This is a genomic window from Marmoricola sp. URHB0036, from assembly GCF_000426045.1.
In the GTDB taxonomy this organism is placed as follows: Bacteria; Actinomycetota; Actinomycetes; order Propionibacteriales; family Nocardioidaceae; genus Marmoricola.
The window spans coordinates 201408-221983 of record NZ_AUEP01000003.1; the positions used below are offsets into that span (position 1 = coordinate 201408).

Sequence of the window (20576 nt, forward strand, 5' to 3'; positions counted from 1 at the left end):
TAGGCCGCCGCCGCCGAAGCTCGCCGACCGGGGCAGCACGCCCCATATCCTGCGCACGTGCGCGTCGGCATCCTGGGAGCGGCCGAGGCCCGTATCGACGGTGCCGCGGTGGACCTCGGCACGCGCAAGCAACGAGCGCTGCTGGCCGCCCTCGCGATGCGTCGCGGTCAACCAGTGGGCCAGGACGCCCTGGTCGACCTGTTGTGGGGCGATGCCCCGCCCACGGCCGTCACCGCCACCCTGCAGGGGTACGTCGCACGACTGCGCCGTGCTCTCGAGCCGGACCGGGCACCGCGCGCGCCTTCGGAGGTGCTGGTCACCCAGCAGACCGGCTACGCACTGATCCTGCCCGAGGACGCGCTCGACGCCGCCCGCTTCGAGAGCGCCGTCGTCTCGGTGCACCAGCGACTCGGCACCACCATGACCTCCGACCTCCCGGCCGCCGAGCTCGAGGAGTCGTTCGCCCGCATCAACGAGGGGCTCTCGCTGTGGCGGGGGTTGCCCTACACCGAGCTGGAGGACGCGCCAGCGGCCCAGGCGGAGCGCGCACGGCTCGAGGAGCTGCGCGCGATGGCGATGGAGGACCGGGCGGTCGCGGCGCTCGGGCTCGGGCGGCACGCGATGGTGGCCGGCGAGCTCGAGGTGCTGACCTCGACGTACCCCCTGCGTGAGCGGTTGTGGGGTCTCCGCGCCGTGGCCCTGACCCGCTCCGGACGACAGGCGGACGCCCTCGAGGTGCTGCGCCAGGTGCGCGAGCTGCTCGCCGACGAGCTGGGTCTCGAGCCGGGTGCGGAGCTGCGCTCGCTGCAGACCGCCGTGCTGCGCCAGGACCCCGAGCTCGAGTGGACCGAGTCGCGCCAGCTGCCGCAGCAACGCAAGCCGGCGCCTCGGGTCCACCAGTTCGCCTCGCCGCTCGTCGGCCGCGACGACCAGCTATCGGCGCTGGTCGGGCTGCTCGAGCAGTCCGAGGAGCAGCCGGTGTTCGCCGTGGTGACCGGTGAGCCAGGGATCGGCAAGAGCCGGCTGTGCGCCGAGCTGGCCGCGACCGCCACGAGCGAGGGCGCCACGGTGCTCGTCGGACGCTGCTCCCAGGACGAGGGTGCGCCGCCGCTCTACCCGTGGGCCAGCGTGCTCCGCGAGCTCGGCCACGACCTACCGTCGGGCGCCGCCCCCGAGGGCGACGCCGGCTCGCGGTTCGGTGCCTGGGAGTCGATCGCCCGCACGGTGCTCGAGGCGGCCGCCCACCAGCACCTGTTGGTGGTGCTCGACGACCTGCACTGGGCCGACACCTCGACGCTGCGGGTGCTGCGCCTGCTCGCCGAGACCGCCGAGTCCGGCCGGCTGATGGTGGTCTCGACGTGGCGCCACGAACCTCCTCCGACGGGCCAGCTGGCCGAGGTCGCCGAGATGATGGCCCGTCGCCACGCGCTCCGGCTTGAGCTCACCGGTCTCACCGCCGCCGAAGCCGGAGAGATCGTCACGTCCGTGGCCGACTCGATCCCCACAGCGATCGAGGCCGACGCGCTCCAGGTGCGCACCGACGGCAACCCCTTCTTCCTGGTCGAGTACGCCCGGCTGGCGCGAGACGGCGGCGATCTCGCCGCACTGCTGGGCGAGGAGCATCCGCCGGCCGCCGTGCAGGACGTGCTCACGCGTCGGCTCGGCGGACTTCCGGAGGAGACGGCCGCCGCGCTGCGGGTGGCCTGCGTGGTCGGGCGCTACTTTGACGTGCCCACCCTGGCGGGCGTCCTCGACACCGACGAGGACGAGGTGCTCGACCACCTCGACCCGGCGCTGCAGGCAGGCCTGGTGCGGGAGTTCGGCGTCGACCGGTTCCGGTTCGCGCACGCGTTGGTCCGCGACACGGCGTACGCCGCCCTCTCGCAGAGCCGTCGCGCCCGGATGCACGCCCGCGTGGCCGAGGTGCTGGCCGACCAACCCGGTCGCGAGAGCGAGGTGGCGCGACACTGGCTGGCTGCCGGCCCGCAGCACGCGGCGCGGGCGTGGCCGGCCGCCCGGTCGGCGGCGCAAGCGGCACGTCGCGTCTATGCCTACGACGAGGCGGTGGCTCTGCTCGCGAGCGCTGTGTCCGTCCTCGAGTCGGATCCCGTCGCCTCCGACCAGGACCTCTTCTCGCTGCTGCTCGAGCTCGCCCACGCCCACCTGCTCACCGACAACCTGATCGACCTGCGGCTGGTCGTGCTCCGGGCGCTCGAGGTCGAGGAGCGTCTCGAGGTCGACCTCGACCGGCGGGTCGACCTCCTGGGCCTGCTGGCCACCAAGGCCCTCTGGCAGACCGGGACCTATGGCCAGCTGGACGAGCGCGTCGTGGGCACGATCCGTCAGCTGCTGGACGAGCTCCCGCCCGGCGACGGCGTCTCTCGTTGCCGCGCGATGATCACGCTGGCCCACGAGATCTACTACGGCAGCACCTTCCGCGAGCGCGAGGCCCTGTGCGACGAGGCGCTCGCGATGGCCCGGCGGCTCGGTGACGACGACCTCCTCCTGCACACCCTGCTCGTCGTGCCGCTCGCCCTGTGGAGCCCGGGCTCCGCCGACCAGCGGTTCGAGCTCACGGCCGAGGCGGCCGAGGTGGCCCGCCGGGTGGGGGACGAGGCCGCCGTGACCATCGCCCTGGCGCTGCAGGCCAGCGCGGCGTCGGAGTCCGGCCGCGTCGTCGAGATGTACGCCCTCATCGACGAGGCGCGCGAGCAGGCGACCCACCAGCGTCAGCTGTTCGCCCAGCTGTTCCTCAACGGTCTGGAGATCCCGTGGCGGGCGATGCGTGACGAGTTCGACCGGGTGCACGCACTCACGGCACAGATGGTGTCCATCCACGAGCGCATCGGGGTGCCGGCCAGTGGCGACGCGCTGATCGGGGCGTTCCTGATGGACCTGCTCTGGAGCGGTCGTGACGAGGACCTCGTGCAGATCCTGGACGACGTCGAGGGGGTCCGGGTGATGCCGATCGACGCCTCGATCGCTGCCGTCCTCGGCCGCACCGGTCGGGTCGAGCAGGCTCGCGAGCGTCTCCAGCGCGACCTCGACCTCTCGCCCGACTGGTGGTTCTCGACGATGGTGATCAGCATGGCCGCGGAGGCCGCGTTGTACGCCGGGATGCCCGACCTGGCCGCCACGACGTACGACCGGCTGCTCCCGTTCGCCGGCATGCCCTCGGCCTCGGGCTCGGGCACCGTGATCGGCCCGGTCGACACGTTCCTGGCGATGGCCGCCCTGGCGACAGGCGAACGGGACCTCGCCATCCGGCACGCGGACGATGCTGTCCGTCTGTGTGCCGAGTGGGAGATCCCGCTTGCTGCCTCATGGCTCGCGTCTGCCCGAGAGAAGCACTCCTTCTAGCTCTAGCTGACGTGCCGGAAGGCGCGCGCCTGCTTGGCGGCGAACCGGCGACGGGTCGCCAGCCAGACGACCTTGAACCCGAACCCGGTCTGCGCGAACACCTGGTCGAGCACGTCCCGCGGCACGCCGTACGCCGCCCACGGGACGATCCGCACGATCTTGGCCGGGGTCAGGTCCTCCTTGAAGTGCTCCTCGTCGAGGTGCTCCCAGTCCTCCTGGGTCAGCAGGCGCTGGATGATCGGGATGGCACCCGTCTCCTCGTGCTCGAGATGACGCGCCAGGCACTCGCGGGTGGCCGCGAGCCGCACCGCCAGCGCCGCGCGGGCGTCGTCGTCGGCGTGCTCGGCCAGCCGGGCGAAGCCCTCCTCGCACGCCTCGAGCAGCGGCTCGAACTCCGCGTGCTCGGCCTCCATCGCCTCCAGCGTCTCCACGTCGCCGGGCGTGCCGCGCTCGAGGAGGAGCGGCCACAGGCCGGAGTCCTCGCCGCTGTGGTGCCCGTGCAGGGCCTCGGCGAAGACCTGCCAGCGCTGCTGCAGCAGCCGCCAGGCCACCCGGTCGGCGGCGGGTGTGAGCTGGGCCGCCTCGGTCAGCATCGACAGGTCGCGCCGGAAGGCGTGGTGCATCACGTACATCATGAACATGTCCACCGGTCCCTCCGCCGCGGCGGTCTGGCCGGGCAGGTGGATCTGGACGGGCCAGGCGGTCTTGCGGCTGGTGTGCTCGGTCGTGCTCATCGTGTTCTCCCTCAGGGGTGTGTGGTGGTGGTGGGTCACACGCCGACAGGCGTGCGGGTGGACTCGTCGGGGCGGGCGTCGGGCTCGTCGAGGTCGCTGACCTCGGCGCGGACGGTGGGCAGGGCCCGGTCGAGCCACGAGGGCATCCACCAGTTCCACTTGCCGAGCATCGTCATGGTGGCGGGCACCAGGACCATCCGGACCAGCGTCGCGTCGAGCAGGATCGCGACGGCCATGCCGACCCCGAGCTGCTTGACCACCACGTCGACCTCGCTGGCGAAGCCCAGGAAGACGGCGACCATGATCGCGGCGGCGGCAGAGATGACGCGTCCGGTCGCCGACAGCCCGCGCACGACACTGCCGTGGGCGTCGCCGGTGTCCAGCCAGTCCTCACGGATGCGGGAGAGCAGGAACACCTCGTAGTCCATCGACAATCCGAACAGCACCGCGAACAGCAGGATCGGCATCCAGCTCGACACCGGCATCGAGTGGTCGAGGCCGAGCAGGTTGGCGCCCCAGCCCCACTGGAAGATCACAGTGAGTACGCCGTACGCGGCACTGATCGACAGCAGGTTCATCACGGCCGCCTTCACCGGGACCACGACCGACCGGAACACCATGCCGAGCAGCAGCATGGAGACCGCGACCACGAACCCGACCACGAGCCAGAGCCGTGAGCCGAGCAGGTCGGCGATGTCGGCGAACAGGGGAGTGGTGCCGGTGATCTCGACACCCGGGGGTGCCTCCGCGCGCAGGTCGTCGACCAGGCCGGGTGTGCGCTCGTCGGTCGGGCCGAAGGTCGGCTCGGCCTCGAAGACCCGCAGCGCACCGTCGGCCGAAGCACCGACCGGCGAGACTGCCGCGATGTCGTCCCGGGCCGCCACCTGCTCGGCCAGGGCGGTGACCCTGGCGTCGCTGAGGCCCTCGGTGACGAACATGATCGGACCGTTGGCGCCGGGGCCGAACTCGTCGGCGACGAGGTCGTAGGCCTTGCGGGTGGTCAGGTCGGACGGCTGGGCCGAGGAGTCCTGCGGCCAGGTGCGCATCGTCAACGCAGGAGCCGCCAACGTCAGCATCACGATCGCGGCCAGCAGACCCCAGGCCAGCGGACGACGACCCACACGGGTGGCCCAGCGCGCCATCAGCGGGCTGCCCTTCTCGGGGCGTCCCTTGCGCACCGAGCGCGGCAGCAGCCGGCGACCAGCGAGGCCGCACAGGGCGGGTACCAGGGTCAGGGCCGCGGAAGCGACTCCGACCACGGCGATCGCGGTGGCGAACCCGAAGGCGTCGTAGGTCGGCAGGCCGGCGAGCTTCAGGCCCAGCAACGAGACCAGCACCGTCGCGGAGGCGAAGACCACCGAGCGTCCGGCGGTGGCGACGGCGCGACCAGCGGCCTCGACCTTGTCGTGGCCGGTGCGGAGGAACTCCGCGAACCTGGTGACCAGCAGCAGCGCGTAGTCGATGCCGACGCCGAGGCCGACCATGGTGGCCACCATCGGGGCCGCCGTGCTCACGTCCATCGTCGCGGCGAGCAGAGTGATGCCGGCGGAGCCGACGGCCAGGCCGGTCAGGGCGGCCGCGATCGGCAGTCCGGCGCCGACGACCGAGCCGAAGGCCAGCACCAGGATGAGCAGCGCGGCCACGATGCCGATCAGCTCGCCGCTGCCGCGCATCGGGGCCGCCGCGGTGTCGGGCAGGTCGCCCCCGAGCTCGACCTGGATCCCGGCGTCGCGGGTCGGGTCGACGGCCTTGTTCAGCGGGGCGAGGTTCTCGTAGAGGTCGTGGTCGGTCACCGGTGCGTCGTACTCCACCGTGAGCAGTGCCGTGTCGCGGTCGGCGCTGAGCCGCGGTGCGGTCACCGAGACCGCGTGCGGCATCTGCTCGAGGCGTTGAGTCAGTGGAGTGGTGATGCCGGCGTCGACCGGCGAGCCGTCCCGGGTGTGTACGACGACCCGGGCACTGGCGTTGCCGGCGCCGGGGGAGTGCTCGCGCAGCTGGTCGATGCCGACCTGGGCGCGGGCGTGGGGGACGTCCCAGTTGTCCTGCCGCGTACCGCCCACACTGCCGGCGAGGGCGTAGATGCCGAGCGCGACCAGCACCCAGGCGAAGATCGTCCGCCAGGGGTGGGCTGCGGTGGAGCGGCCGAGACGGTGGAGGAGGCGTGACATGGTGATCGGTCCTTCGGGTCGTCGTTGACTGCGATGTTGCTCAGCCTCCGACGGCGCGCTTGAGCCCCACTTGCGGCCGACTTGCGGTCTACTGAACGCAGTGCAGGAGAAGGTGGACCGGCATCGAGATACCGCGAATTTTCAGAGATTTATGTCCGATATGGCGTTTTTGAGGTACGTTGTCACCCTGGTCTAGTCAACCAAAGGGGGAATGCCAGATGTTGTCTGTCGCACCGATCTCGGTCCTGTTGTGCGGTGTCATCGGCATGCTCGTCGTCGCCTTCTCCGTCGCCCGGATGGCCGTCGAGGAGCGCCGCTACCGCGGCCCCGTCACCGTCACCCGCACGCCGCAGGCAGCGCCCAGCAGCCCGCGCCCGGCCCTGCACGTCTGAGCAGACCGCCCCGCACTGGATCCAGCACCAGATCCGCGCTAGATCCAGCGCCGGAACCACATCCGCTGCAGCCACTCGCGGTTGGTGATCAGCTGGTCGGTCCAGATGGGCCAGAACCACGCGAACGAGATCATGGTCAGGACGACCACCGACCCCACGGCTGCGGCACCTACCGCGCGGCGTACCGCTGAGGCGTCGGCCCGGCCCAGCATCTCGCCGAGCAGCATGGTCGAGCCCAGGATCAGGAACGGCAGGATCACCACGCCGTAGTAGCTGAAGATCGGGCGGCCGTCGTAGCGCAGCCATGGCAGCCAGGTCACCAGGATCCCGATCACGACGATGCCGTAGCGCCAGTCGCGACGGCCCACCCAGGCGAGCACCGACCAGATCGCGGCGACCACGGCGAACCACCAGACCACCGGGTTGCCGAGCAGCAGCACCTGGCGCAGGCAGGTCGAGCCGGCCGCCGCGGCACAGCCCTGCTGACCGGGCTGGATGTCGAGCTGGCTGTCCACCCCGACCGGTCGGTTGAGCACCAGCCAGCCCCACGGGTCGGACTGGTAGACGTGCGTGCTGTTCTCGAGGAACTTGGTGTGGAAGGCGTAGACGTCGTGGTGGTAGTGCCACAGCGAGCGCAGCGACTGCCAGAGCTCGGGGAAGAAGCCGTGCGCGTCGTGGCGCAGGTAGCTGCCCCAGTAGGGGCCGTACTGGGTGTGGGAGAGGTGCTGCTCGTAGGTGCCGGCGTGGAGCAGCCACCCGGTCCAGCTGGCCAGGTAGATCAGCCCGGGGAGGAGCACGACGTAGCCGAGGGCCGGCAGGGCGTCGATGACGGCGGACTTCAGCACCGCCCGGCGTACGCCGAAGGAGCGTCGCGCCCCCGCGTCCCAGAGCCACATCAGGATCCCGAACGCGGCCAACGGGAACAGCGCCGACCACTTGGTGCCGATCGCCAGTCCCCAGAACACGCCGGTCGCCAGTCGCCACGGGCGCCACAGCAGCAGGGGACCCCACGAGTCCGGTGACAACCGGTGGCCCGAGGGGACCTGGAGGGAGAGGCGCTGCCGCCCCCAGTCGCGGTCGGCGACCATGCAGCTGACCGCGCACAGCACGAAGAAGGCCTCGAAGATGTCGAGCAGGGCGAGCCGGGAGAGCACCAGCTGCATGCCGTCGAAGCACATCAGCAGCCCGGCGATCAGGCCCAGCAGCGTCGACCGGGTGACCCGTCGGGCCAGCCGGATCATCACCATCACCATCAGCGACCCGACGACGGCCGAGGAGATCCGCCACCCGAACGGCGTCATCCCGAAGGTGTGCTCGCCCAGCGCGATGATCCACTTGCCGACCTCGGGGTGGACGACCATGTTCGGGATGCCGTTCCACAGGCCGGTGGTGTGGCCGGCCAGGATCTCGTCGTTGGCCTTCGGGACGTAGTTCTGGGAGTAGCCGAAGTGCAGCAGCCCCCAGGCGTCCTTGGCGTAGTAGGTCTCGTCGAACAGGAAGGCCCGGGGCTTGCCGAGGTCCCAGAGCCGCAGGAACGCAGCCAGCAGGGTGATGGCCGCCGTGCCCACCCAGGCGATCACCGGGTCGTTGTCGCGGGCTCGCAGCCGGGCCCGCAGCGCCGCACTCGGGACGACGTCGCCCCGCGCGGTGCGCGAGAGCCCGATCGTGCGCACGAGCGGGGCGGGGAGGGTCACGCTGCCTGATCGTACGGCTGCGATGATCGGATCCATGACGACACCGGCGACGTCTTCGGGCACCGGCACCCTCGTGCTGGCGGCGACGCCCATCGGCCGTGTCGAGGACGCGGCGCCGAGGCTGGCGACCGAGCTGGCAGGCGCGGACATCGTGGCCGCGGAGGACACCCGCCGGTTGCGGCGCCTCGCCTCGGACCTCGGCATCGAGATCCCGGGTCGAGTCGTCTCCTACTTCGAGGGCAACGAGCACCTGCGCACCGAGTCGCTGCTCGAGTCGCTGCTCGCCGGTGATCGCGTGGTGCTGGTGACCGATGCCGGGATGCCGAGTGTCTCCGACCCCGGCTACCGGTTGGTGGCGGCCGCGATCGAGCACGACGTACCCGTGACCAGCGTGCCCGGCCCTTCGGCCGTCCTCACCGCCCTGGCCGTCTCGGGGCTGCCGGTCGACCGGTTCTGCTTCGAAGGGTTCCTGCCCCGCAAGGCGGGGGAGCGGACGCGGCGCCTGGCGGCGGTCGCCGACGACGAGCGGACCCTGGTGTTCTTCGAGTCGCCGCACCGCACCCACGCGACCCTGCAGGCGATGGCCGAGGTGTTCGGGGCCGAGCGGCGCGGGGCCGTGTGCCGGGAGCTGACCAAGACCTACGAGGAGGTACGCCGCGGCAGCCTGGCCGACCTGGTCGAGTGGGCGCAGCCGGGGGTTCGTGGCGAGGTGACGATCGTGATCGAGGGGGCAGCACCGGTCGAGGCGGTCACCGATCCGGCCACCCTGGCCGCCCAGGTCGCGAGGGACGAGGCCGACGGCGTCCCGCGCAAGCAGGCGATCGTGGACGTGGCCCGTCGTTCCGGGGTGCCCAAGCGGGTCGTCTACGACGCGGTGCACCGCACGTGAGTGGTCGACCTGAGCTGCCGGAGGCGCTGTCGCACCCGGTCGCGGACAACCACTGCCACCTCGACATCGCCCGCGGTCGAGACGAGCCGGCGCTTCCTGTCGACGAGGCCCTCTCGCTGGCTGCCTCGGTCGGCGTCACCCGCGTCGTGCAGATCGGCTGCGACCTCGAGGGCGCGCGCTGGGCCGTGCAGACGGCGCAGGCCCATGACCAGGTCGTGGCCGGTGTGGCGCTGCACCCCAACGAGGCTCCCCTCCTCGCCGAGCAGGGCCGGCTCGATGAGGCGCTGGCCGAGATCGAGCGGCTGGCCCGGAGCAGCGACCGGGTGCGAGCGATCGGCGAGACCGGTCTGGACTACTACCGCACGGGCGAGGAGGGTCGGGCCGCCCAGCACGAGTCGTTCCGGGCTCACGTCGAGCTGGCCAAGGCCCTGGACAAGACACTGGTGATCCACGACCGCGACGCCCACGAGGACGTCGTACGCCTGCTCGACGAGGTGGGCGCCCCCGACCGCTGGGTGATGCACTGCTTCTCAGGCGACGCCGACTTCGCCCGCGCCTGCCTGGACCGCGGAGCACACCTGTCCTTCGCCGGCACGGTCACCTTCAAGAACGCCGAACCGCTCCGCGAGGCGCTCCGGGCCACGCCGCTCGACCGGATCCTGGTGGAGACCGACGCGCCGTACCTCACTCCGATGCCGCACCGCGGACGTCCGAACGCCTCCTACCTGGTGCCGCTGACCGTCCGCTCGATGGCCCGCACCCGGGGCCTCGGCGTGTCGGAGCTGTGCGCGGCGATCGCGGTCAACACCGACGCCGCCTTCGGTGGTCCGTGGGGTGCGCACGGAGTGTGAGACCGCCCACAGCGCCGACCTTCAAGTGCCGCTTGCAAGTTGCTAACTCCCAGCTATCTTGCCTAGGGTCGTGGGCTGTTGGCCGGGAGCGGGAAGCACCAACCCGGCGTGCGCCTTCGGGGGAGCGGTTACGACCAGAGCTGGTCGTGCGCGGACCGGCGCCGTCACCCGTGGCTCGGAAAAAGCGATCATCGGAGAATCGTGCGCGCCTCAAACACGCACCCAATCCTGTCTCGTCTCATCCACAACAAGCTTCTTCTCGGCGGCCTGGTCGGCGCGATCGTGATCGCGCTCGGCGGCACCGCGGCCGGCTACATGGCGTTCAGCCGCACGGTCACCCTCTCGGTCGACGGGCACGAGTCCCAGGTCCGCACCTTCGGTGACAACGTCGGCGACGTGCTCGCCGCCAAGGGCATCACTCCCGACGAGCACGACTCCGTCGTGCCGAGCGTCGACTCGCCGATCAACGACGGCTCGCGGATCGCCGTACGCCTCGGGCGTCCGCTGGAGCTGAGCATCGACGGCGACAAGAAGCGGACCCTCTGGACCACCGCGACCACCGTCTCCGGCGCCCTCGACCAGCTCGGGCTGCGGGCCGGCAACGTCGCGCTCTCCGTGAGTCGTGGCGCCGACATCGACCGCTCCGGCATGGCCCTGGAGATGACCACGCCCAAGCTGGTCAGCCTCAAGGTCGGCAACGACAAGGTCGAGCGGCGCAACATCCCGGCGCAGACCGTCGGCGAGCTCCTCCAGAAGGTCGGCGCCGGCGTCGATCGCAACGACGTCGTCCGGCCCTCGCGCAGCGCCGAGCTGACCGACCGCACCAAGATCGTGGTCACCAAGATCGGTGTCCGCACCAAGCACGTGCCCCGCGAGTCGATCCCCGCTCCGGTGACCGAGCAGAAGGACGGCTCGATGATGGCCGGCGACACCGAGACCGTCCGTGACGGGCGCGACGGGATGCGCGACGTCACCTACCGGGTGAAGTTCCGCAACGGCGAGGTCGTCAAGCGCCAGGTGCTCAAGCAGACCGTGCTGCGCCAGCCGGTCGCCGAGATCGTCAAGGTCGGCACCAAGACCGTCGACACCGGCGTCTGGGACGCGATCGCTGCCTGCGAGTCCGGCGGCAACTGGGCCGCCAACACCGGCAACGGCTACTACGGCGGCCTCCAGTTCAACCTGGGCACCTGGGCGGCGTACGGCGGCAGCGGTCGTCCCGACCAGAACAGCCGCGAGCAGCAGATCGCCGTGGCCGAGCGCGTACGCGACGCTTCCGGCGGCTACGGCGCGTGGCCGGTGTGCGGCAGCCGCGGCTGAGATCCGTAGGCTCGCTGTCGTGAGCCACCCATCTTCTGCCGGACCGAGACTCCTCGGTCCGGCAGAAGTGCGTCTGCTCGCCGACCGGCTCGACCTGCGACCCACCAAGCAGCGTGGGCAGAACTTCGTGATCGACGCCAACACCGTGCGCCGGATCGTGCGCGACTCCGGCATCGGTCCCGACGACGTGGTCCTCGAGGTCGGCCCCGGCCTCGGCTCCCTGACGCTCGCCCTGCTCGACGTCGCCGCCCGAGTGGTGGCCATCGAGGTCGACCGCGTGCTCGCGGACGCTCTCCCGGCGACGATCGCCGACCGCGCTCCCGACCAGGCCGACCGGTTCGAGGTGGTCGCGGCGGACGCGATGCGGGTCACCTCCGTGCCCGGGCCACCGCCCACGGCCCTGGTGGCCAACCTGCCCTACAACGTGTCGGTGCCGGTGCTGCTCCACCTGCTGGCGTTGCTGCCGTCTCTCGAGCGCGGCTTGGTGATGGTGCAGTCGGAGGTGGCCGACCGGCTGGCGGCCCAGCCCGGCTCGAAGGTCTACGGCATCCCGTCGGTGAAGGCGGCCTGGTTCGCCGACGTACGCCGCGCCGGGGCGATCGGCCGCAACGTCTTCTGGCCGGCCCCCAATGTCGACTCGGGCCTGGTCGCGTGGACCCGCCGTGAGCCGCCCACCACCGCCGTCACGCGCGAGCAGGTGTTCGCCGTCGTCGACGCCGCCTTCGCCCAGCGCCGCAAGGCGCTGCGACCCTCACTCCGTGGCCTGGCCGGTTCGGCCGAGGCGTCCGAGGCCGCGCTGGCGGCTGCCGGGATCGACCCGATGACCCGCGGCGAGCAGCTGCGGCTGGCCGACTTCGTGCGGATCGCGGAGGCGCTCGCATGAGCGTCACCGTGCGCGCCCCGGCCAAGGTCAACCTGGCGCTGGTCGTCGGCCGTCCCCGGGAGGACGGCTACCACCCGTTGAACACCGTCTACCAGGCGATCAGCCTGTACGACGACGTCCGGGTCTCCGACGCCGAGGACTGGGTCGTGTCGGTGCACCCGATCGGCGAGGTGGACGTCTCCGTCGTACCCCTCGACGACTCCAACATCGCCCTGCGCGCCGGCCGGGCGCTGGTCGCGCACCACGGCCTCGAGCTGGCCGCCGACATCGTGATCCACAAGGGCATCCCGGTCGCCGGCGGACTGGCCGGTGGCAGCGCCGACGCCGCGGCCACCCTGGTCGCGCTCGACCGCTTGTGGGACCTCCGCACCACCGACGAGGACCTGCTCGCCATCGCGGGCGAGCTGGGCAGCGACGTGCCGTTCGCCCTGATCGGCGGGAGCGCCCACGGCCTCGGGCACGGGGAGCTGGTGAGCCCGCTGTCCGACCACGGCTCCTATTGGTGGGTGGTGGTTCCGAGCGACGAGGGTCTCTCCACGCCCGAGGTCTACCGCGAGTTCGACCGGCTCCAGCCCGACCTCGACCCGACCGCGCACCAGGCGGACCCGGTCGCGCTGGTCAGCGCGCTCCAGGAGGGCGACCCCGACGCCCTCGCGACCTCGATGCGCAACGACCTCGAGGACGCAGCGCTCAGTCTGCGACCCGAGCTGGCCGAACGCATCGCGCTGGTGCAGGCGCACTGCGACGCCAAGGTGATGCTCTCCGGGTCCGGTCCGACGATCCTCGGCATCGTCGCCTCGCAGGAGGACGCGCTGGACTCGCGGGCTGCCCTGCTCGAGGCGGGCTTCGAGGTCGTGCACGTCGCCACGGGTCCCGTTGCCGGCGCCCATGTCGTGGAGTACGCGTAGTGACCAACCTGCTGAACCTGGAGAAGGTCACCAAGTCCTACGGCGTGCGCATCCTGCTCGACGAGGTCAGCCTCGGCGTGGGGGAGGGCGAGCGGATCGGCATCGTCGGACGCAACGGTGACGGCAAGACCACGCTGCTGAACCTGATGGCCGGTCGCGAGGAGCCGGACAGCGGGCGGGTGTCGCGGAACCGCGGGCTGCACATCGGCTACCTCGACCAGCGCGACCTGCTCGACGAGACCCACACCGTCCGCGAGGTCGTGCTGGGCGGGATGGACGACCACGAGTGGGCTGCCGACGCACGCATGCGCGAGGTGGTCGAGGTGCTGCTGGCCGGGGTGTCGCTCGACCGGGAGATCCGTGGGCTCTCCGGTGGGGAACGGCGGCGCTGCTCGCTGGCGCGGTTGCTGCTGGCCGACGACGACCTGCTCATCCTCGACGAGCCGACCAACCATCTCGACGTGGAGGCGGTGGCGTGGCTGGCCGAGCACCTGGTCCGTCGTACGTCGGCACTGGTGGTGGTCACCCACGACCGGTGGTTCCTCGACGAGGTCTGCGAGCGCACCTGGGAGGTCCACCCGGCAGCCAACGGTGCCGGGGTGGTCGACGCCTACGACGGTGGGTACGCCGCCTTCGTGCTCGCCCGGGCCGAGCGGCAGCGGCAGGCCTCCGCCTCGGAGTCGCGACGCCAGAACCTCGCCCGCAAGGAGCTGGCCTGGCTGCGGCGCGGCCCGCCGGCGCGGACCTCGAAGCCGAAGTTCCGGATCGACGCGGCGAACGAGCTGATCGAGGACGTGCCGCCGCCGCGTGACCGGTTGGAGCTGCAGAAGTTCGCCACCCAGCGGCTCGGCAAGGACGTCATCGACGTCGAGGACGTCGATCTCACCCGTGGCGATCGGCGGCTGCTCGCGCACGCCACCTGGCGGCTCGGTCCCGGCGACCGGGTCGGGATCGTCGGGGTCAACGGCGCCGGCAAGAGCTCGGTGTTGGGGCTGGTCGCCGGGACACTGGCGCCCGACGTCGGCCGGGTGCGGATCGGCCGGACCGTCGCGCTGGAGCACCTCACCCAGCACGTCCCGGTCGACAATCCGGAGGCGCGGGTGCTGGCCACCATCGAGGACATCCAGCGGGTCACCCGGATGGCCACCGGCAAGGACGTCTCGGCCTCGGCGATGCTGGAGCGCTTCGGGTTCACCGGTGACAAGCTCACCGCGCGGCTGGGCGACCTCTCGGGTGGCGAACGTCGCCGGTTCCAGCTGTTGCGGCTGCTGCTGTCCGAGCCCAACGTGCTGCTCCTCGACGAGCCGACCAACGACCTCGACATCGACACCCTCAACGTGGTGGAGGACTTCCTCGACTCGTGGCCGGGCACGCTGGTGGTCGTGTCGCACGACCGCTACTTCCTCGAGCGGGTCACCGACTCGATCTGGGCCCTGATGGGCGACGGGCAGATCAGCATGCTGCCGAGGGGGGTCGACGAGTACCTGGAGAGACGCAGGCAGGAGCTCCGGGACGCAGCCGCCCAGACCCAGCCGGCGGTCGAGCGGTCGCGCTCCGGCTCGGCGGGGGAGAGAGCGGCCCGCAAGACCATCGACCGGATCGACAGGCAGCTGCAGCGGATCGCCGTACGCGAGGCCGAGCTGCACGACGAGCTGGCGGCCAACGCCAGCGACCACGAGAAGCTGGCGGTGCTCTCGGCCGAGCTGCAGCAGCTGGCCGCCGAGAAGGACGAGCTCGAGGGGGAGTGGCTCGAGGCTGTTGCCGTCCTCGAGTGATCCGTGCTCAGCTGAGCGGGACCATCAACCGCTTCAGCAGGGCAGCGAGCTGGGCGTGGTCGTCCTCCGAGAGATGGGCGAGCAGGTCGCGCTCGCTGGAGAGCAGTGACTCGAAGGCGCCGTCGACGGTGCGCTTGCCGGCTGCGGTCAGGGTGACCAGCACGCCGCGCCGGTCGCGGGGGTCGGGGGAGCGCTCGACGAAGCCGCGCTGGGCGAGCCGGTCGACCCGGTTGGTCATGGTGCCGCTGGTGACCAGCGTCTGGCGCAGCAAAGCACCCGGGGTCAGCTGGTAGGGCTTGCCGGCCCGACGCAACGCCGCGAGCACGTCGAACTCCCACGTCTCGATCGAGTGGGCGGTGAAGGCGTCACGTCGTGCCTTGTCGAGCAGCCGGGCGAGCCGGCCCACGCGGCTGAACACCTCCACGGGCGCGAGGTCGAGGTCGGCACGCTCGCGGTGCCAGGCCTCGACCAGCTCGTCGACCTCGTCGCGCTCCATGGGTGAATGCTAGCCGGACAAGATTCTTGACATCGAGATAATCTCGGAGCCATGGCGCACAGCTGGGACCCGGACCGCTACCTCACCTTCGCCGACGAGCGCGGCCGGCCCTTCGTCGAGCTCCTCGCGCGCGTCGGAGCCGACGCGCCGCACCGGGTAGTCGACCTGGGCTGCGGCGCCGGCTACCTGACCGTGCTGCTCGCCCGCCGGTGGCCGCAGGCGCAGATCCTCGGCGTCGACTCGAGCAGCGAGATGATCAATGCCGCGCCGGTCGGCGAGGGGGTGTCGTTCAGTGTCGGGGACATCGCCTCGTGGGTGCCCGCCGAGCCGGTCGGCGTGCTCGTCTCCAACGCGGCGCTCCAGTGGGTCCCGGGTCATCTCGACCTGCTGCCGCGACTCGTCGAGGCCGTCGCGCCCGGTGGCTGGTTGGCCTTCCAGGTGCCCGGCAACTTCGAGGAGCCCAGCCACACCATCCGCCGCGAGCTGGCCGCCGAGGCGCCGTACGCCGAGCACACTGCGGGTGTCGCCACCCCTGACGCCCACGACGCCGCTCGCTACCTGAGCGTCCTCAGCGGGCTGGGCTGTTCGGTCGATGCCTGGGAGACCACCTACCTGCACGTCCTTCGGGGCGAGGACCCCGTGTTCACCTGGGTCAGCGGCACCGGCGCCCGACCGACTCTGCAGGCCCTGCCCGACGAGCTGCGCCCGGCCTTCGAGCAGGAGTTCAAGCGCCGACTGCGCGAGGCCTACCCCGAGCGCGACGGCGCCGTCGTGCTTCCGTTCAGGCGAGTGTTCGTGGTGGCTCGTCGGGGTGCCTCGAGCACGTTGTGACGCGCGGGTGTGCAGTTCCCGCTCGGGTCACCCGCGGGTTGTGACGAGCCGAGTTGCACCAACGCGTCAGAGCGGCGGGAGCGAGGGGACCTGCACCGTTCCGGGCGGGTCGTGGACCGGGGTCTCGTAGGTCCACGCGGCCACCTGGTCGCGGTAGACCTGCGAGTGCTGGTAGCCGCTGTGGCCCATCATCCGGGGGCCGGGGTCGCCGACGCCGTCGGCGGGGACCTCGGGGACCGGGAGGTCGAACTCGCTGTCGCGGTCGGAGAAGACGCGCCAGCCGATGGGGTCGGTACGACGGAACAGGTTCACCCAGGCGCCGCCGGCCGACGCGAGCCGCCCACGGAAGGTGTTCCCGGGCGGGATCGACGGGTCGTCCTCGGGACCGAGAAGGCCGTCGGTCCTGGGCAGGTCGGGTACCGGGCTGCTGAGCAGGGGCGGGCCGCTGGTGGGTGCGTTGCCGACGTACGCCGGGCCGAAGACGCGCGGGAAGATCCGGCCGTAGAGCGCACGGATCTGGCTGCCGTAGGTGATCACGCGCGTGCGCGCCAGCTCGTCGTGGTCCAGCCGGCTGGCGGTGGCCAGCACGATGAGGGAGCCCTGGCTGTGGCCGGACAGGATCAGCCGGTTCTTCGAGTGCTGCACCTCGCCGTGCCGGTCCAGGGCCCAGCGTGAGCGGATCAGCAGCTCCGGGATCACCCGCTCGGCGTAGCACGGCGGCGCCAGCGGGTGCGCCGCGCGCGGCCAGAACGTGGTCAGGTCCCAGATGACGCCGACCGCCTTGCGCGCCTTCTCCGAGCGCCGGATCTGCGAACCGAGGGCGATCAGCCCGGCGGACATGCCGACCACCAGCCACATCGACGCCGTCGCGACCGATCGGGTCCACCCGAAGCCGGGCAGCTCCCACGGCGGCACTCCGCACATCGAGGTCACGATGATGATCAGGGCGACCGGTGCGGTGATGGCGCCGACCACGTCGAGGAAGGTCTCGGCCCGGTGCGCCAGTGCAGCAGTACGACGGGCCGCGACGCTTCGAGCCCGATCACGAGGGGCGATCTTCTCCAGCCAGCCGGCGTCGGTCGCGTAGTGCTCCTCGATCACCGATCCGACGTATCTCCCGAAGCGGCGCAGGCACACCCCGAGGAAGACGACCACCAGGAGCAGCCACAGCAGCTGGCCGATCGCGGTCCAGATCAGCACCTGCGGGACGGCCAACGGCACCTCGGGCTTGTCGCTCGGATCGAGGACCACGCCCTTGCCCAGCTGGAGTGTGAGCAGGCCGCTTCCCGCGGGCAACGCCAGCACACCCGCCGGCCGGAACTGGTTGTCCTGGTCCTCGGGGGTGCAGGCTCCGCGCACCGGGCCGAGGCAGCTGTCGGCCAGGGTGAGCGTCCGCACGGGGACGGTCAACGACGAGCTCTCCCGCAGCACGGTCCGTCCGCGACCCTCGGTGAACGCGCGGACGCCGTCGGTGTAGTCGGGCTTGACCTTGAGCGAGAGGCCCTTCATCTCGATGGTCCCCGAGCTGACCGTGACCGTGCTGCCGTCGAGGATCACCCGGGCACCGCGGAGGGTGATGTCGCCGGTGGCGACGAAGTCGTCGGTGCTCTGCTTGCTGGTCAGGTCGAGCATGGTCGGCGCCGGCTCGCTCTTGTCGGGGACCTCCACCTGGCTGACCAGGTCTCCGACGCCGTGGTCGGAGCCGTTGAGGAAGTTCGCCGCCGCGACGACGGTGCTGGAGGTGAAGAGCAGCGCTACCCACGCGGCGGTGGCGAGCAGGACCGAGGCGCCGGCACCGCGCCAGGCCTTGTCGGCGTTGGGGGGCGAGCGGTGGTACTGCCAGTACGCCAGCAGCCCCCAGAAACCGAGCGCGATCGCCGCTGCGCCCAGGATGAACCACGCGTTGCTGCTGTCGTAGAGGCCGGCGACGCGCAGGGCCTGCACCGCGATGACGATCACCAGCGGCGACAGGGCGATGGCCGCCGCCGTGCGAGCGCGCATCCGGCCGCCGGCGAACACGCTCAGGTGCAGCACGGTGAGCAGCACGAAGATCGAGATGAACCAGACGTTGCGCCAGGTGTAGTCGATCGACTCGTCGAGGTGCTGGTGCGGTGCCGCACCCAGCGTCCACAGCACCAGCAGGTGCAGGAGGTAGACCGCCACCGCAACAACCGCGATGCCCTTGTCGAAGCGCGGTCCGAGTCGTTGGCCCAGCAGGTCGACGAGGTTCGGCTCGCCGTACGCCCCGCTCCAGTCGACGTCCTTCGGGTGGTTGGCACAGACCCCGACGACGCAGACGGCCATGATCAGCGTGGCCGCCAGGACGCACAGGGCGAGGCCGGCGGCCGACCAGAAGGTGAGGCTGCCCCAGCCCGCGCGCAGCAGGTGGATCCCTGTGAACGCGACGACGATGGAGACCGCCGCCGCCAGGTGGAAGCGTTGCAGTCGCAGCGTCCGCTCGCTGCCGTCCCAGAGGTGTGGGTGGAGCAGCACCGGCTCCTCGGCCGTCAGGGTTGCCGTCGTTGGCTGCGACTCCGCCGCGACTACGCTCTCGTAGCGGCTGATCGAGGTCTTCGAGAGCCACCACAGCACCGCGACCAGCGCCATCGGGACCACCGTCGCCAGGGCGATCCGCTGCCCCGGGTCCATCCCGCCGAGGAAGTCGAGCCAGCCCGGCAGGGCCGAGCACCCCGGGACGCCGTACCGGAAGCACTGCCAGGCGCCCATGTCGATGGCGACCACGCAGGGGGTGAGCACGAAGAACACGGTGAGCAGCAGGCCGGAGACACGTACGGCGCGGGCACCCCACTGGGCCTGCCCGCTGCCCCGGCCGAGCTCCAGCCGGGCCCAGTAGGCGAGGTTCACCAACGCGAACGGCAGCAGGATCAACCACAGCGCACGCTTCACCCAGCCGAAGAATCCCTGCACACCCGAGGTGAGGGCCCCCCAGGAGTAGGCCTCGACGCTGACCGAGGTGTCCTCGAGCCTGCGGTAGGGGATCTTCCCGTCCTTGGTGCGGTAGATGCCGGTGAGGCCGTCGCCGGCCACCTGGCCCACCTCTCCGTCGGCGACGCCGAGCATGGTGGCGGGGGAGGTCCCGTGCACTCCGTGCACGCGCAGCTCGACGGTCTCCATCAGGGGTGCTCCCATCGTCCGAACCCATAGTGGAGGAGCCTGCGGGGCGCGACGCTGTACGCCACACTGGTAGACCGGGCCGGGCGAGGGGACGAACGGGGCATCGGGAAGAATCCCCGCATGGAGCTCTCGTTCTTCACCCGCGGCGAGGGGGACGTCCTTGTTCCCACCGAGCTCGCCTGCAGCCTGTGGAGCGACGACCAGGTGCACGGCGTCGCGCTGAGCGGCGCCCTCGCCCGATCCCTCGAACGGGCCGTGACCGAGACGGGCCGGGCCGACCTGCGGCCGGCGCGCTACACCGTCGACCTGTTCCGCGCCGCGAGGATGCAACCGTGCGAGCTGCGCACCGTCGTGGTCCGCGAGGGGCGACGGCTGTGCCTGGTCGATGCCGTCATCGAGCAGGGCGGGGAGCCGGTCGCGCGCGCCAGCGGACTGTTCCTCAAGCCCAGTGAGCCTGCGCCCGGTGCGGTCTGGGAGCCGGAGATCGTCTTCGACCCGCCGCCACTGGAGCTGGCCCCGGTCTCCGACGAGCCGCGCGTGCCTCTGTTCAGCAGCGAACGCATCGGCTGGTCGACCTCGTTCGGCGAGCACCAGAACGGTGACCGCAAGATGACCTGGCAGACCGGCATGCCGGTGATCCCCGACGAGAAGCCGTCTCCGTTCGTCGCGGCAGCGAGCATCGCCGACGCCGCGAGCATGGTCACCAACTGGGGCAGCAACGGTGTCGAGCAGATCAACACCGACATCACCCTGACACTCGCCCGCACCCCCGTCAGCCTCGAGATCGGTCTCGCGGCCACCGATCGGATCAGCAGCGAGGGCATCGCCGTCGGCACGGCAACCGTCTTCGACCGCCAGGGCCGCTTGGGATCGGTCGTCGTCTCGTCGATCGCCAACGCCCAGCGCACCGTCGACTTCGGCGTACACGACTTCAGCGACGACCCCCGGGCCAGCGGCGCCTGAGGACCGCCCGGACGTCATACGAATCGTGGCCTCCAGCGCACCGTCCGTATGACGCACCGCAACGACTGAGCGGCCCGCCAGTAAAGTCCACCAAAGACATTCCCCGGTTGGTCTGCCGGCAGGGCCCGCCTGACTTTGAATCAGGACAAGCGACGTAGGTTCGACTCCTACCCGGGGAGC

Annotated in this window: 15 protein-coding genes and 1 tRNA gene; 11 read left to right on the top strand and 5 right to left on the bottom strand. The window is 71.3% G+C overall.

Annotated elements, in window-relative coordinates; genetic code table 11:
* Positions 1-57: 57 nt before the first annotated feature.
* Positions 58-3360, top strand: coding sequence for an AfsR/SARP family transcriptional regulator (locus H976_RS0101015; RefSeq protein WP_027860007.1), 3303 nt, complete (start codon positions 58-60; stop codon positions 3358-3360).
* A 2-nt stretch (positions 3361-3362) separates the two neighbouring features.
* On the opposite strand, the gene H976_RS23880 is transcribed toward H976_RS0101015, so the two are convergent.
* The gene (locus tag H976_RS23880; RefSeq protein ID WP_051275904.1) at positions 3363-4094 is read right to left on the bottom strand and encodes a hemerythrin domain-containing protein; all 732 of its coding nucleotides are present in this window, start codon (positions 4092-4094) and stop codon (positions 3363-3365) included.
* Between the two features lie 35 nt (positions 4095-4129).
* Entirely contained in the window at positions 4130-6262 is a 2133-nt protein-coding gene (locus tag H976_RS0101025; RefSeq protein WP_027860008.1) for an MMPL family transporter, read from the bottom strand.
* 218 nt (positions 6263-6480) lie between these two features.
* Between H976_RS0101025 and H976_RS29790 the strand changes: the two genes are divergently transcribed.
* Positions 6481-6654 carry a hypothetical protein gene (locus tag H976_RS29790; protein WP_155917861.1) on the top strand — a complete coding sequence of 58 codons (174 nt, stop codon included), beginning with the start codon at positions 6481-6483 and terminating at the stop codon, positions 6652-6654.
* Positions 6655-6692: 38 nt separating this feature from the next.
* Here H976_RS29790 and H976_RS0101035 read toward each other — a convergent pair whose 3' ends face one another.
* Positions 6693-8348, bottom strand: a complete 1656-nt coding sequence (locus tag H976_RS0101035) for a dolichyl-phosphate-mannose--protein mannosyltransferase (protein WP_231388757.1) — start codon at positions 8346-8348, stop codon at positions 6693-6695.
* 34 nt (positions 8349-8382) lie between these two features.
* On the opposite strand from H976_RS0101035, the gene rsmI reads away from it, so the two are divergent.
* From rsmI to H976_RS0101065, 6 genes are all read left to right on the top strand, one after another.
* Positions 8383-9237, top strand: a complete 855-nt coding sequence (gene rsmI / locus H976_RS0101040) for a 16S rRNA (cytidine(1402)-2'-O)-methyltransferase (RefSeq protein ID WP_027860010.1) — start codon at positions 8383-8385, stop codon at positions 9235-9237.
* Positions 9234-10088: a TatD family hydrolase gene (locus tag H976_RS0101045; RefSeq protein WP_027860011.1), complete on the top strand. Its 855-nt coding sequence runs from the start codon at positions 9234-9236 to the stop codon at positions 10086-10088. Before rsmI ends, H976_RS0101045 begins: the two co-directional genes overlap by 4 nt.
* Positions 10089-10289: 201 nt before the next feature.
* Entirely contained in the window at positions 10290-11405 is a 1116-nt protein-coding gene (locus H976_RS0101050) for a resuscitation-promoting factor (protein WP_304412351.1), read from the top strand.
* Positions 11406-11424: 19 nt separating this feature from the next.
* On the top strand, positions 11425-12288 hold the full coding sequence (gene rsmA, locus H976_RS0101055) for a 16S rRNA (adenine(1518)-N(6)/adenine(1519)-N(6))-dimethyltransferase RsmA (RefSeq protein WP_027860013.1): 864 nt from the start codon (positions 11425-11427) through the stop codon (positions 12286-12288).
* Positions 12285-13196, top strand: a complete 912-nt coding sequence (locus tag H976_RS0101060; protein WP_027860014.1) for a 4-(cytidine 5'-diphospho)-2-C-methyl-D-erythritol kinase — start codon at positions 12285-12287, stop codon at positions 13194-13196. Before rsmA ends, H976_RS0101060 begins: the two co-directional genes overlap by 4 nt.
* Positions 13196-14971, top strand: a complete 1776-nt coding sequence (locus H976_RS0101065; protein WP_027860015.1) for an ABC-F family ATP-binding cassette domain-containing protein — start codon at positions 13196-13198, stop codon at positions 14969-14971. Before H976_RS0101060 ends, H976_RS0101065 begins: the two co-directional genes overlap by 1 nt.
* A 7-nt stretch (positions 14972-14978) precedes the next feature.
* Here H976_RS0101065 and H976_RS0101070 read toward each other — a convergent pair whose 3' ends face one another.
* Positions 14979-15467: a MarR family winged helix-turn-helix transcriptional regulator gene (locus tag H976_RS0101070; protein WP_027860016.1), complete on the bottom strand. Its 489-nt coding sequence runs from the start codon at positions 15465-15467 to the stop codon at positions 14979-14981.
* Between the two features lie 51 nt (positions 15468-15518).
* On the opposite strand from H976_RS0101070, the gene H976_RS0101075 reads away from it, so the two are divergent.
* On the top strand, positions 15519-16298 hold the full coding sequence (locus tag H976_RS0101075; protein ID WP_027860017.1) for a trans-aconitate 2-methyltransferase: 780 nt from the start codon (positions 15519-15521) through the stop codon (positions 16296-16298).
* A 66-nt stretch (positions 16299-16364) separates the two neighbouring features.
* On the opposite strand, the gene H976_RS0101080 is transcribed toward H976_RS0101075, so the two are convergent.
* Complete coding sequence (locus H976_RS0101080) at positions 16365-19448, bottom strand: hypothetical protein (RefSeq protein ID WP_155917863.1); 3084 nt, start codon at positions 19446-19448, stop codon at positions 16365-16367.
* Positions 19449-19553: 105 nt separating this feature from the next.
* Here H976_RS0101080 and H976_RS0101085 point away from each other — a divergent pair, with 105 nt between their 5' ends.
* A complete protein-coding gene (locus H976_RS0101085; protein WP_027860019.1) occupies positions 19554-20396 on the top strand; it encodes an acyl-CoA thioesterase domain-containing protein in 843 nt (280 codons plus the stop codon).
* Positions 20397-20496: 100 nt separating this feature from the next.
* Positions 20497-20575, top strand: a tRNA-Gln gene (locus H976_RS0101090).
* The last annotated feature ends 1 nt before the right edge of the window (position 20576 follow it).